Source organism: Enterobacter cloacae complex sp. ECL352 (assembly GCF_020149545.1).
Taxonomy (GTDB): domain Bacteria; phylum Pseudomonadota; class Gammaproteobacteria; order Enterobacterales; family Enterobacteriaceae; genus Enterobacter; species Enterobacter asburiae_B.
This window is the reverse complement of record NZ_CP083709.1, coordinates 909,845-922,827: the sequence shown is the minus strand read 5'-3', so window position 1 is coordinate 922,827 and position 12,983 is coordinate 909,845. Positions and strand designations below refer to the sequence as shown.

Genomic DNA, 12,983 nt, shown 5'->3' with positions numbered 1-12,983 from the left:
GATGGCTGAGAACAAATTAAACGTTATTGATTTGCACAAACGCTACGGCGAACATGAAGTGCTGAAAGGGGTGTCGCTGCAGGCGAATGCGGGCGACGTGATCAGTATTATCGGCTCATCCGGCTCGGGTAAAAGTACCTTCCTGCGCTGCATTAACTTCCTCGAAAAACCGAGCGAAGGCTCGATTGTGGTGAGCGGGCAGAATATTAACCTGGTCCGTGATAAAGACGGCCAGCTGAAGGTCGCGGATAAGCACCAGCTGCGCCTGCTGCGTACGCGCCTGACGATGGTGTTCCAGCACTTCAACCTCTGGAGCCACATGACGGTGCTGGAGAACGTGATGGAAGCACCGATTCAGGTGCTGGGCCTGAGCAAGCAGGAAGCCCGCGAGCGCGCGGTGAAATACCTGGCGAAAGTGGGTATCGACGAGCGCCAGCAGATGAAATACCCGGTACATCTCTCCGGCGGTCAGCAGCAGCGCGTCTCCATCGCGCGCGCGCTGGCGATGGAGCCCGAAGTGCTGCTGTTTGACGAACCGACTTCCGCGCTGGACCCTGAACTCGTTGGCGAAGTGCTGCGCATCATGCAGAAGCTGGCCGAAGAGGGCAAAACGATGGTGGTGGTGACGCACGAGATGGGCTTCGCCCGTAACGTCTCGAACCACGTTATCTTCCTGCATCAGGGGAAAATTGAAGAGCAGGGCCACCCGGACGAGGTGCTGGCGAACCCGCAAAGCCCGCGCCTGCAGCAGTTCCTGAAAGGGTCGTTGAAGTAGGTTTTACCTTTCCCCCTCTCCCTGTGGGAGAGGGGCGGGGTGAGGGCATCAGACCGCAGTGCAGCCCAATCGCCCGGTGGCGCTTCGCTTACCGGGCCTACTGGCTGGGTGTTCTCCCTCTCCCTGTGGGAGAGGGTTGGGGTGAGGGCATCAGGCCGCACCGCACTCCAACCGATACACCCAGTCGTCATAGCGCACGCCGTCAATTTCATACGCCTTTTCCAGCACCTGCGTGCGCACAAACCCGGCTTTCTCCAGCACCCGCACCGAACCGCCATTATCCGCCAGCACATATGCGTTAATCGCTTTTACGCTGGTCTTGTTAAACGCGTAATCGCACACCGCGCGCAGCGCCTCGCTGGCAATCCCTTTTCCCTGCGCGGCAGGCACAACCGTGTAGCCGATATCGGCCTCTTCACGATTCTCAGGGCTGATTTGCAGGCCGATATCGCCAAGCGGCGTATCATCATCCCGCAAGCGAATAACAAACACATGGGCAGCAGTGAGCCGAGCGGCAAACACGCGGCGGGTCTCTTTTTCCGGCGCGATGGCGGCCATGTAGCGCATGATGCGGCGATCTTCACGCAGCGAGCGGAAGAAGGCCCAGTCAGTGGGTTCGAAAGGGGTGAGGTGAAGCCGGGGAGTGGTGATCGTTGCCATTGTTACGCCATATCTTCGGAACATGGCCTGTCACTGTAACATATTCACCGCACCACATCCCCCAGCGCCTCTTCTAATTCATACCAGCGGAACGCAAACCCGGCCGCTTCCAGCCGTTTTGGCAGCGCCCGCTGTCCGCCTAATACCAGCACAGAGGCTTCCCCCATCATCAGGCGAATGACCGTGGCAGGCACGCGCAAAATCGCCGGGCGGTGCAGGGCATGACCCAGCGCGTGGGCGAACTGTTCGTTACGCACCGGATACGGCGCAACCATGTTAAACGGCCCGCGCAGATCGTTATCCAGCAGCCAGAGAATACCGTTGACCATATCGTCGATATGGATCCACGCCAGGTACTGACGACCATTGCCGATAGGGCCGCCGAGTCCGAGCCGGAAAGGGGGAAGCATCTTCGCCAGGATACCGCCCTTCGGCGCAAGCACGACGCCGGTCCGCAACAGGCAGACGCGGGTGCGATCGCTCTGCGCCGCGCAGGCAATACGCTCCCACTGGGCGCAGAGCTTATGGGTAAACTCGTTATGCGGCGGCTCTTCCTCGGTCACCACCACCTCGCCGAGATCGCCGTAATAGCCTACCGCTGAACCTGAAATCAGCACCGAAGGCGGCGTGTGGCTATTACGGATCAGCTCGACCAGCTTTTCGGTAATGTTCCACCGGCTGCTGCATAACAGCTGTTTTTGCTCTTCCGTCCAGCGCTTATCGGCGATGGGTTCCCCCGCGAGGTTAATGACGGCGTCGAAGCCGTCCAGATTTTGCTGCTCGGCCAGATTTTTCCAGATATCGATACCCGCCCCGAGCACCTGGCGCGCTTTCTCCGGGCTGCGCGTGACCACGGTAATGTCGTGATGCAAGGCCTGCAGACGCGCAATGAGGTGACGACCAATAAGGCCCGTGCCGCCGGTCAGCAAAATCTTCATACAACCTCCAGGATTACGCCTGGCGTCGCCAGCTTAGCGTCATGGAGACGGAATCGGCGTAGCGCAGGGCGTGAAGTTTATCGATCTCAACTTCAGCATAAGTGACCCAGTGATGTTCGCGTGCGATATCGAGCACATCCTGAGTTAATTTTTCCAGCAGAGAGAAGCGGTTATTCTCCACGTACTGAATGATGTTTTTGGTAATTGTGCGGTAGTTCAGCGCGTCGTTGATGTCTTCGCTGGCCCGCGCTTTGTCTGCGGGATAGTGAATTACCACGTTAATGACAATATCCTGACGGTTGGCGATCTCTTCCTCTTTGATGCCGATGAAGGTGCGCAAGCGTAAATTTTTTATGCGAATAATAGCGTCTGGCTGTGACATTGCAGGTCTTCTCCGTGTCAGTATTTCCTGCTCATCATACATGAGAGGCTCGCGGGCACCCAGCCTCATAGAGGGTTAAATCTGCTGGATTTTTTGCATCGCTCGCTCGGTGGCCGGGCGGGTTCGTATGCGCTCAAACCAGTTGTTCACCGCCGGGTAAGCGGCCAGGTCAATTCGGTGTTTTTCATGCGTATTCACCCACGGCCAGCAGGCGATGTCGGCAATACTGTAATGATCGCCCCCGAGCCACGGCGTTTTCTCCAGCCGACGGTTCAGAACGTCATAGAGCCGTTGAGTCTCAACCTGATAGCGTTCTATTGCATAAGGAATGGGCTGCGGGGCGTAAGCGGTAAAATGATGATTTTGCCCCAGCATGGGCCCCAGTCCGCTCGCCTGCCAGAAGAGCCATTGCAGGGTATGGTGACGCTCGCGCAGTTCGCCGCTCAGCAGTTTGCCGGTTTTCTCCGCCAGATAGAGCAAAATCTCACCGGACTCAAACAGGCTCAGCGGCCTGCCCCCGTCTGCCGGGTGGTTATCAATAATGGCCGGGATTTTATTATTCGGCGAGATAGCCAGAAAGAGAGGGCTGAACTGATCGCCTTTGCTGATATCCACGCGAATGATTCTGTAATCCAGCTCGGCTTCTTCAAGAAAAAGGGTGATCTTATGGCCGTTTGGGGTAGGGGCGTAATAAAGGTCGATCATTCTCAACTCCTGTCCATGCTAAGAGTGGTGCCATGACAAATGAGTATAGGTGGTTGTTGTAAATCGTGAGTTTTCATCAAGTGACAGCGGGGCAAAGAGATTATATGTTGAGTAAAAAACCGATCAGCCGATGAGGATGTTATGAACCAGCCCGTAATCACGTTGTGGTCCGATGCGAATTTCTTTTCTCCCTATGTTATGAGCGTATACGTTGCGCTGGCCGAAAAAGGACTCACTTTTACGCTGAAGACCGTTGATCTCGACGGCGGTGAGCATCTCAAGCCACAGTGGCAGGGTTACGACCTGACCCGACGCGTGCCGGTGCTGGAGACCGACGGTTTTGCCCTGAGCGAATCGTCGGCGATTGATGAATATCTGGAAGATCGGTTCGCGCCGCCCGAGTGGGAGCGGATCTATCCGCACGACCTGCAAAAACGCGCGCGGGCGCGGCAGATCCAGGCGTGGCTGCGAAGCGATCTGGTGCCCATTCGCGTGGAACGCTCAACGGACGTCGTGTTTGCCGGGGTCAAAAAGCCAGCGCTCAGCGCTGAAGGCCGTGAAAGCGCGCAAAAACTCATTGAAACCGCCACCTCGCTCCTCGCACACGGCAACCCGAACCTGTTCGGCGAGTGGTGCATCGCCGACGCCGATCTGGCGTTGATGCTAAACCGCCTGATCCTCAACGGCGATGAGGTGCCGCAGCTGCTGGTGGATTATGCCGCGTTTCAGTGGCAGCGCGCCTCCGTGCAGCGCTATGTGGCACTCTCGGCTAAGCGCGCGGGCTGATAAGCCCTGACGCTTCAGGTATGATGGGGGCAGTCTGTTTTCCCGAGGAGTGACTGATGAAACTGATGTTTGCGTCGGATATCCATGGATCGCTGCCCGCTACCGAGCGTGTCCTTTCCCTGTTTGCACAAAGCGGCGCGCAGTGGCTGATTATTCTGGGGGATGTCCTCAACCACGGCCCGCGCAACGCGCTGCCGGAGGGCTACGCCCCGGCGCAGGTCGCGGAAAAGCTCAACCCGTACGCCTCGCGCATCATCGCCGTTCGCGGCAACTGCGACAGCGAAGTAGACCAGATGCTGCTGCATTTTCCCCTTACCGCGCCATGGCAACAGGTGCTGCTGGAACAAAGCCGCCTGTTCCTGACGCACGGGCATCTTTTTAGCCCGGATAATCTCCCGGCGCTCGCGGCTGGCGATGTCCTGGTTTACGGTCATACTCATATTCCGGTTGCTGAAAAACGCGGTGAGATTTATCACTTCAACCCGGGATCGGTCAGCATACCGAAAGGCGGTTATCCTGCGAGCTATGGCATGCTGGATGGAAATACCCTGAGCGTTATCGCACTTAATGATCAGCAAGTTATTGCGCAGGTAGCGATTAATCCGTAAGTTACACCTCAACTGCAAACGCGCCGAAAGAGCGCTTAGAAGAGAAGGTTTCCCGATGGTGGAGCAGAGTCATTTGGCAAGTACAGAGTGGGTTGACATTGTCAGCGAAGAGAATGAAGTGATCGCGCAGGCAAGCCGCGAACAAATGCGTGCGGAGCGTCTGCGCCACCGCGCAACATACATCGTTGTGCATGACGGGATGGGCAAAATTCTGGTTCAGCGCCGTACGGACACCAAAGATTTTCTCCCGGGTATGCTGGATGCCACCGCTGGCGGTGTTGTTCAGGCAGATGAAGTGCTGCTGGATTCCGCACGTCGCGAAGCAGAAGAAGAGTTAGGCATCGCCGGTGTGCCGTTTGCCGAGCACGGTCAGTTCTATTTCGAAGACGAAAACTGCCGCGTCTGGGGCGGGCTGTTTAGCTGCGTCTCCCACGGCCCGTTCGCTCTGCAGGAAGAAGAGGTGAGTGAAGTCAGCTGGATGACGCCGGAAGAGATCACCGCGCGCTGCGACGAGTTCACGCCGGATTCGTTAAAAGCGCTGGCGCTGTGGATGACCCGCAACGCCAAAAACGAATCGACCAAATCAGAGAAAGAGGAAGAAGCTGAGTAAGCGTCAGCAACTCTCTCTCAGACAAAGACTGGACGCGATGGGCTTTTGATCGCGCCAGTCCCCGTCATTCAGACGCTCCAGTAGCGCTTTCCCGGCTTCAATTCCAATCTTACGATGCGGCACCGCCATCGTCGTCAGCGGCGGCTGACAGACGCGGCTCACATCGCTATCGCCAAAGCCTACCACCGCCAGATCGTCCGGCACCTTGATTCGTCTGCGCTGACACTCGTACAGCGCCCCGCAGGCCAGCTCGTCTGAGACGCACACCAGCGCATCCAGCTCCGGCCACGCCAGCAGGAATTCAGGCAGCTGTGCCGCGCCGGTCGAGAAGCTCGGCGGCATCGCCGCGTTAATCACCCGGTTCGGCGACATATGGTGGCGAAGCATGGCTTTGTACCAGCCCTGCAAATGCTGCTGGAAAATCCACTGCTCCTGGTTGGCGCAAAGCAGGCCAATATTTTGGTAGCCGCGCTTAATCACCATTTCCGTAAGTTCATACATGGCCGCTACGTTATCAATCCCGATATTCATATCAATCGGGTCGGCGCGCATGGCACCCATTTCCATCACCGGAATAGAGGCGTTTTTCAGCCAGTGGCGAACGGTATCGGTATGTTCAACGCTGAGCAGGATAGCGGCGGCAATATTCGACGCCAGCAGCGTCTCCAGCAATTTCTCCTCCTGCTCCAGGCGATGCTGGGATTCAGCCAGCATGATCTGATACCCGGCAGGCTGTAGCACCTGCTGTAGCCCGGCGAACATCTCCGAGCAGCCGGCTTCGGAGAGGTTAGGCACCACCATGGCTATCGTCCATGACGACGCCGAGGCCAGCGCGCTGGCGGCAAGATTAGGCATATAGCCCAGCTCTTGCACGGCAGCTTCAATTTTTTCTCGTAGTTTATCGGAAACCTGTTCGGGCGTGCGGAGTGCACGGGACACGGTCATCGTGCCCACACCGGCAAGCTGTGCGACATCGGCGAGTGTCACTTTACCGGTACTGCGCCGTTTTCGGGTTAGAGACATACACCTTCCTGCTGACCAGACGCGTTCTTCATTTCCTTCGCTTCACGTGACAGGCAGTATACGCCTTAAATCCCTTTTTTTGCTGTGATTTAGCGCCGTGATCGCAATTTGATAGCGCTATCACATTTCTGCATGTTAACGGTTGGTAGCGCTATCTTTGTGATCGCGATCGCAGTCATTCAGCGATGTGTTGAATAAAGTTTGCTCATCTTTAGCGTGTAGCGGGAGTGAAAAATGCTCAAAAAATGGATATATGATACAACCATCACGCTACAGGAGAGCGTGGAAAACTGGCCGCAGGCGCTTGAGCTGTGCGCGAAGCCGCTTCTGGATTTGCAGGTGATTGAGCCTGAATACGTCACGGCCATCATCCAGCAGCACCACACGTTAGGACCCTATTATGTGCTGGCACCAGGGCTGGCGATGCCGCACGCGCGGCCGGAGGAAGGCGCCAAAGGACTGGGGTTGTCTTTATTAAAACTAAAACAGGGCGTCTCGTTTGGTGCCGGTGAGTTTGACCCTGTCGATGTGATTATTATGCTCGCGGCACCGGATAAACATAGCCATATCGAAATGATATCCGCACTCGCAGAATTATTTTCCAGCGACGAGGATATGGAGAAACTGCATCAGGCGAATACCCTGGAGGAAATTAAAACGGTTATTGACCGCTTCTGATTTAATTCTTTAATCCGATTATTCACAACATTACGCGACAGCGTGATGGGGCGTGCTCTACTCAAAATAAGGGGACAACAATGAAAATCATGGCTATTTGCGGCTCCGGCCTGGGCAGCAGTTTTATGGTCGAAATGAATATTAAAAAGGTGCTTAAAAAACTGGAGATTGAGGCTGAGGTTGAACATTCCGATCTCTCCTCGGCCACGCCGGGCGCAGCCGATCTGTTCGTGATGGCAAAAGACATTGCGGCCAGCGCCAGCGTGCCGGAAAGCCAGCTGGTGGTGATTAACAACATCATCGACATCAACGAACTTGAAGCGCAGCTGTGCGCCTGGTTCGAAAGACAATAACCCTGATAAGGCGAGGTGGATATGTTTATCCTTGAAACGCTGAATTTCGTTGTTGATATTTTAAAAGTCCCTTCGGTGCTGGTCGGCTTAATTGCGCTTATTGGTCTGGTTGCGCAGAAAAAAGCGTTTTCGGACGTGGTGAAAGGGACGATTAAAACCATTCTCGGCTTTATTGTGCTGGGCGGCGGTGCCACGGTGCTGGTGGGGTCATTAAATCCTTTGGGCGGTATGTTTGAGCACGCCTTTACGATTCAGGGCATTATTCCAAACAATGAAGCGATTGTGTCAATTGCGCTGGAAAAATACGGTGCGGCGACCGCGCTTATTATGGCCTTCGGCATGGTGGCGAATATTATCGTCGCGCGCTTTACCCGCCTGAAGTACATCTTCCTGACCGGGCACCACACGTTTTATATGGCGTGCATGATTGGCGTGATCCTGACGGTGGCAGGCTTTGAGGGCGTGGGTCTGGTCTTTACCGGCTCGCTGATCCTCGGCCTGATCATGGCCTTCTTCCCGGCGATTGCACAGCGCTACATGAAGCGCATTACCGGCAACGATGAGATTGCCTTCGGGCACTTCGGCACGCTGGGCTACGTGCTGTCCGGCTGGATTGGCAGCAAGGTTGGCAAAGGCTCCCGCTCAACCGAAGAGATGAACCTGCCGAAGAACCTGAGCTTCCTGCGCGACAGCTCGATCTCCATCTCCCTGACCATGATGATTATCTACCTGATCATGGCGGTGAGCGCCGGACGTGAGTACGTGGAGGCTACCTTCAGCGGCGGTCAGAATTACCTGGTCTACGCCATCATCATGGCGATCACCTTCGCGGCGGGCGTGTTCATCATCCTGCAGGGCGTACGCCTGATTCTGGCGGAAATCGTTCCGGCCTTTACCGGCTTCTCGGAAAAACTGGTGCCGAACGCGCGTCCTGCGCTGGACTGCCCGGTGGTGTATCCCTATGCGCCAAACGCGGTGCTGATTGGCTTCCTGTTCAGCTTCCTCGGCGGGATTGTAGGGTTGTTGATCTGCGGTCAGTTTAGCTGGGTGCTGATTCTCCCGGGCGTCGTGCCGCACTTCTTCACCGGCGCAACGGCGGGCGTGTTCGGTAACGCCACCGGCGGACGCCGCGGGGCAATGATTGGCGCCTTTGCTAACGGCCTGCTGATCACCTTCCTGCCGGTCCTGCTGCTGCCGGTGCTGGGCGCCATTGGCTTTGCCAACACCACCTTCTCGGACGCCGACTTTGGCGCGGTCGGGATTGTGCTCGGCAACCTGGCGCGCTTCCTGTCGCCGCTTGCCATCACCGGACTGGTTGTGGCGTTGTTCGCGCTGCTGGTGGCGTACAACGTCTTCGCGAAAAACAAACCTGCGGGCGGTAACGCGCAGGAAAACACCGGAGCCAAATCATGAATGAGAAAGAGATAACCGAACTCGCGCGTCAGATCCGTCTTGAGACGCTGAAATCCCTGACGCAGCTGGGCTTTGGACACTATGGCGGCAGTATGTCGGTGGTTGAAACCCTGGCCGTGCTGTACGGCGCGGTGATGAAAATCGACCCGGCGGATCCGGACTGGCCGGAGCGAGACTATTTTGTCCTGTCGAAAGGCCATGCGGGCCCGGCGCTCTACAGCACGCTGGCGATCAAGGGCTACTTCCCGGTGGAAGAGCTGATCACCCTGAACCAGAACGGCACGCGCCTGCCAAGCCACCCGGACCGTCTGAAAACGCGCGGCGTGGACGCCACCACCGGTTCGCTGGGGCAGGGGATCTCAATTGCCGGCGGTATGGCGCTCTCGCACAGGCTGGCGGGGCGACCGAACCGCGTCTTCTGCATCGTCGGTGACGGCGAGCTGAACGAGGGGCAGTGCTGGGAAGCCTTCCAGTTTATCGCTCATCATCGCCTTAACAACCTGACGGTGTTCGTGGACTGGAACAAACAGCAGCTCGACGGCGAGCTGGACGAAATTATCAGCGCGTTCGACCTGGAGGGGAAATTCCGCGCCTTTGGCTTTGACGTGGCGACGGTGAAGGGCGACGACATCCCGGGACTGCTGGCGGTGACGTCGCGGGTCCCGGCTGCCGACGCGCGTCCGTTAGTCGTCATCCTCGACAGCATCAAAGGGCAGGGGGTGCCGTACCTGGAACAGCTCAGCAACTCGCACCACCTGCGGTTGACCGCGGAGAGCAAAGCGGCCCTCAACGAGACGATTCGCCAACTGGAGGCTTCACATGATTAAGGTTGCACCGGCAGGAGAGAAAGACGCCGTTGAGATGCGTAAGGTCTACGCGGGCTTTGTGGCAAAGCAGATTGAGGCGGGAAGCGAGATTATCGCCCTGGAAGCGGATCTGATGAGCTCGATGGCGATGGACGGCGTGGCGCGCGATTATCCGCAGCACGTGATTAACTGCGGCATTATGGAGGCCAACGTCATTGGCACTGCGGCGGGGCTGTCGCTTACCGGGCGTATACCGTTCGTTCATACCTTCACCGCGTTTGCCAGCCGTCGCTGCTTCGACCAGCTGTTTATGTCCCTGGACTATCAGCGCAACAACGTGAAGGTAATTGCCTCGGATGCGGGCGTGACGGCCTGTCACAACGGCGGGACGCATATGTCGTTTGAGGATATGGGCATCGTACGCGGTCTGGCGCATTCGGTGGTGCTGGAGGTGACCGACGCGGTGATGTTTGAGGACGTGCTGCGCCAGCTTATCGACCTCGAAGGCTTCTACTGGGTACGCACCATCCGTAAGCAGGCGCCGAGCGTATATGCCCCGGGCTCAACCTTCACTATTGGCAAAGGCAACGTGCTGCGCGAAGGAACCGATATAACTCTGATTGCCAACGGCATCATGGTGGCGGAAGCGCTGGAAGCGGCGCGCCAGCTTGAGCAGGAGGGGGTCAGCGCGGCGGTCATCGACATGTTTACCCTGAAGCCCATCGACCGGATGCTGGTGAAAAACTACGCCGAGAAAACCGGTCGCATCGTCACCTGTGAAAACCACAGCATTCACAACGGGCTGGGATCGGCGGTGGCGGAAGTCCTGGTGGAAACCTGCCCGGTACCGATGCGGCGGGTGGGCGTCAAGGAGCGTTACGGCCAGGTGGGGACACAGGATTTCCTGCAGAAGGAGTATGGCCTGACGGCACATGACATTGTATCGGCGGCGCGAGAGCTGCTGTAAATAAAAAAGGCGACCCGTTAAGTGGTCGCCTTTTTGTTGCCCGGTAAGCGCTGGCGCCACCGGGCTTTTTAACATTACTGCTGCTGCGAAGACTGGATCGCGGTCAGAGCGATGGTGTAGACGATATCGTCAACCAGCGCGCCACGAGACAGGTCGTTCACAGGTTTGCGCATGCCCTGCAGCATTGGCCCGATGGAGATCAGGTCTGCTGAACGCTGCACCGCTTTATAGGTGGTGTTACCGGTGTTCAGATCCGGGAAGATGAACACGGTAGCGCGACCTGCAACCGGCGAGTTCGGCGCTTTGGATTTCGCAACGTCGGCCATTACGGCGGCGTCGTACTGCAGCGGGCCGTCGATCATCAGGTCAGGACGTTTTTCCTGCGCCAGACGGGTCGCTTCACGCACTTTCTCTACGTCGCTACCTGCACCAGAAGTACCGGTGGAGTAGGAGAGCATCGCTACGCGCGGTTCGATACCGAAGGCAATCGCGGAGTCCGCGGACTGGATAGCGATTTCTGCCAGCTGCTCTGCGGTTGGATCCGGGTTGATCGCGCAGTCGCCGTAAACGTAAACCTGTTCAGGCAGCAGCATGAAGAACACGGAAGAAACCAGAGAGCTGCCTGGCGCGGTTTTGATCAGCTGCAGCGGTGGACGGATGGTGTTCGCCGTGGTGTGAACCGCACCGGAAACCAGACCGTCAACTTCGTCCTGCTCAAGCATCAGCGTGCCCAGCACCACGTTGTCTTCCAGCTGTTCGCGCGCAACGGCTTCGGTCATACCCTTGCTCTTACGCAGCTCAACCAGACGGGCAACGTAGCTTTCGCGAACCACTTCAGGGTCAACGATTTCGATGCCAGCGCCCAGCTCAACGCCCTGAGACGCCGCAACGCGGGTGATCTCATCCGGGTTACCCAGCAGCACGCAGGTCGCGATGCCGCGCTCTGCACAGATAGCTGCCGCTTTAACGGTACGTGGTTCGTCGCCTTCTGGCAGAACAACGCGTTTGCCCGCTTTACGCGCCAGCTCGGTCAGCTGGTAACGGAATGCTGGAGGAGACAGGCGGCGGCTGCGCTCGGAGGTCGCAGTCAGGGATTCGATCCAGTCTGCGTTGATGTAGCCCGCTACGTATTCCTGAACTTTCTCAATACGCTCGTGGTCATCAACCGGCACTTCCAGGTTGAAGCTCTGCAGGCTCAGGGAGGTCTGCCAGGTGTTGGTGTTCACCATGAAGACCGGCAGGCCGGTAGCGAACGCGCGTTCGCACAGCTTGCTGACGCGTGGGTCCATCTCGTAGGCACCGGTCAGCAGGATCGCACCGATTTCCACGCCGTTCATCGCGGCCAGGCAGGCGGCAACCAGCACGTCAGGACGGTCTGCGGAGGTTACCAGCAGGGAACCTGCGCGGAAGTGTTCCAGCATGTGCGGAATGCTGCGCGCACAGAAGGTCACGGACTTCACGCGGCGGGTGTTGATGTCGCCTTCGTTAACGATGGTAGCGTTCAGGTGACGCGCCATATCGATTGCACGGGTTGCAATCAGATCGAAGCTCCATGGCACCGCGCCCAGTACTGGCAGAGGGCTGGATTCCTGCAGCTTAGCCGGGTCAACTTTGATGACTTTCGCTTTGGAAGAGTCGTCGAAAATCTCGGACAGGTCAGGGCGAGTACGTCCCTGCTCATCCACCGGTGCGTTCAGCTTGTTCACGATCACGCCGGTGATGTTGGTATTTTTCGCGCCGCCGAAGCTGCTGCGCGTCAGTTCGATACGCTCGTTCAGCTGCTCTGGGGTGTCGGTGCCCTGAGACATCACGAAAACGATCTCTGCGTTCAGGGTTTTCGCGATTTCAAAGTTAAGAGACTGGGCAAACTGGTGTTTGCGCGTCGGGACCAGGCCTTCAACCAGCACCACTTCCGCGTCTTGCGCGTTAGCATGGTAGTTAGCGATGATCTCTTCCATCAGCACGTCTTTCTGGTTGCTGGACAGCAGAGACTCAACGTGGCTCATCTTCAGCGGTTCAGCCGCTGGCAGATTGGAGTTCTTGCGAACGATAGTGGTGGTCTGGTCTGGCGCATCGCCACCAGCACGTGGCTGGGCGATTGGCTTAAAGACGCTCAGACGAACGCCTTTGCGTTCCATAGCACGGATAACGCCAAGGCTGACGCTGGTCAGGCCGACGCTGGTTCCGGTAGGGATCAGCATAATAGTACGGGACACGGTTTATCCTCTTTCGTTACCGCCGCAATTGGGCGGGTTACAAAACAGCACCGCCAGCATTGC

15 protein-coding genes are annotated in these 12,983 nt (G+C 57.4%); 9 read left to right on the top strand and 6 right to left on the bottom strand.

Annotation, left to right across the window (positions count from 1 at the left end):
• The first annotated feature begins 1 nt into the window (after nt 1).
• The gene (gene hisP, locus LBF07_RS04285; RefSeq protein ID WP_023312558.1) at nt 2–775 is read left to right on the top strand and encodes a histidine ABC transporter ATP-binding protein HisP; all 774 of its coding nucleotides are present in this window, start codon (nt 2–4) and stop codon (nt 773–775) included.
• Nucleotides 776–925: 150 nt separating this feature from the next.
• Here hisP and LBF07_RS04280 read toward each other — a convergent pair whose 3' ends face one another.
• The 4 genes from LBF07_RS04280 to yfcG form a co-directional block, all read right to left on the bottom strand.
• Nucleotides 926–1,435 (bottom strand): GNAT family N-acetyltransferase, encoded by a 510-nt coding sequence (locus LBF07_RS04280; protein ID WP_094934245.1) that lies wholly within the window; start codon nt 1,433–1,435, stop codon nt 926–928.
• A gap of 44 nt (nt 1,436–1,479) precedes the next feature.
• Nucleotides 1,480–2,373, bottom strand: coding sequence for a TIGR01777 family oxidoreductase (locus tag LBF07_RS04275; protein ID WP_033146089.1), 894 nt, complete (start codon nt 2,371–2,373; stop codon nt 1,480–1,482).
• A gap of 13 nt (nt 2,374–2,386) precedes the next feature.
• Nucleotides 2,387–2,755 carry a dihydroneopterin triphosphate 2'-epimerase gene (folX, locus tag LBF07_RS04270; protein WP_023312555.1) on the bottom strand — a complete coding sequence of 123 codons (369 nt, stop codon included), beginning with the start codon at nt 2,753–2,755 and terminating at the stop codon, nt 2,387–2,389.
• Nucleotides 2,756–2,830: 75 nt separating this feature from the next.
• Nucleotides 2,831–3,460, bottom strand: coding sequence for a GSH-dependent disulfide bond oxidoreductase (gene yfcG / locus LBF07_RS04265; RefSeq protein ID WP_033146088.1), 630 nt, complete (start codon nt 3,458–3,460; stop codon nt 2,831–2,833).
• A gap of 141 nt (nt 3,461–3,601) precedes the next feature.
• On the opposite strand from yfcG, the gene yfcF reads away from it, so the two are divergent.
• Genes yfcF through yfcD form a run of 3 tightly spaced genes read left to right on the top strand, consistent with a single transcriptional unit; the run spans nt 3,602 to nt 5,464 of the window.
• On the top strand, nt 3,602–4,246 hold the full coding sequence (gene yfcF / locus LBF07_RS04260) for a glutathione transferase (protein ID WP_094934244.1): 645 nt from the start codon (nt 3,602–3,604) through the stop codon (nt 4,244–4,246).
• Between the two features lie 56 nt (nt 4,247–4,302).
• Nucleotides 4,303–4,854, top strand: coding sequence for a phosphodiesterase (gene yfcE / locus LBF07_RS04255; RefSeq protein ID WP_032659187.1), 552 nt, complete (start codon nt 4,303–4,305; stop codon nt 4,852–4,854).
• Nucleotides 4,855–4,909: 55 nt separating this feature from the next.
• Nucleotides 4,910–5,464: an NUDIX hydrolase YfcD gene (gene yfcD, locus LBF07_RS04250; protein ID WP_023312551.1), complete on the top strand. Its 555-nt coding sequence runs from the start codon at nt 4,910–4,912 to the stop codon at nt 5,462–5,464.
• 3 nt (nt 5,465–5,467) lie between these two features.
• Here yfcD and LBF07_RS04245 read toward each other — a convergent pair whose 3' ends face one another.
• A complete protein-coding gene (locus tag LBF07_RS04245; protein WP_029741925.1) occupies nt 5,468–6,487 on the bottom strand; it encodes a LacI family DNA-binding transcriptional regulator in 1,020 nt (339 codons plus the stop codon).
• Nucleotides 6,488–6,721: 234 nt separating this feature from the next.
• On the opposite strand from LBF07_RS04245, the gene LBF07_RS04240 reads away from it, so the two are divergent.
• The 5 genes from LBF07_RS04240 (at nt 6,722) to LBF07_RS04220 (ending at nt 10,704) form a co-directional block, all read left to right on the top strand.
• Nucleotides 6,722–7,165 (top strand): PTS sugar transporter subunit IIA, encoded by a 444-nt coding sequence (locus tag LBF07_RS04240; RefSeq protein ID WP_094934242.1) that lies wholly within the window; start codon nt 6,722–6,724, stop codon nt 7,163–7,165.
• 80 nt (nt 7,166–7,245) lie between these two features.
• Complete coding sequence (locus LBF07_RS04235) at nt 7,246–7,518, top strand: PTS sugar transporter subunit IIB (RefSeq protein WP_094934241.1); 273 nt, start codon at nt 7,246–7,248, stop codon at nt 7,516–7,518.
• 21 nt (nt 7,519–7,539) lie between these two features.
• On the top strand, nt 7,540–8,931 hold the full coding sequence (locus LBF07_RS04230) for a PTS ascorbate transporter subunit IIC (protein WP_047060616.1): 1,392 nt from the start codon (nt 7,540–7,542) through the stop codon (nt 8,929–8,931).
• A complete protein-coding gene (locus tag LBF07_RS04225) occupies nt 8,928–9,758 on the top strand; it encodes a transketolase (protein ID WP_094934240.1) in 831 nt (276 codons plus the stop codon). Before LBF07_RS04230 ends, LBF07_RS04225 begins: the two co-directional genes overlap by 4 nt.
• The gene (locus LBF07_RS04220) at nt 9,751–10,704 is read left to right on the top strand and encodes a transketolase family protein (RefSeq protein ID WP_033146082.1); all 954 of its coding nucleotides are present in this window, start codon (nt 9,751–9,753) and stop codon (nt 10,702–10,704) included. The genes LBF07_RS04225 and LBF07_RS04220 overlap by 8 nt, the downstream gene beginning before the upstream one ends.
• 74 nt (nt 10,705–10,778) lie before the next feature.
• On the opposite strand, the gene pta is transcribed toward LBF07_RS04220, so the two are convergent.
• Nucleotides 10,779–12,920: a phosphate acetyltransferase gene (pta, locus tag LBF07_RS04215; RefSeq protein WP_023312545.1), complete on the bottom strand. Its 2,142-nt coding sequence runs from the start codon at nt 12,918–12,920 to the stop codon at nt 10,779–10,781.
• Between the last annotated feature and the right edge of the window lie 63 nt (nt 12,921–12,983).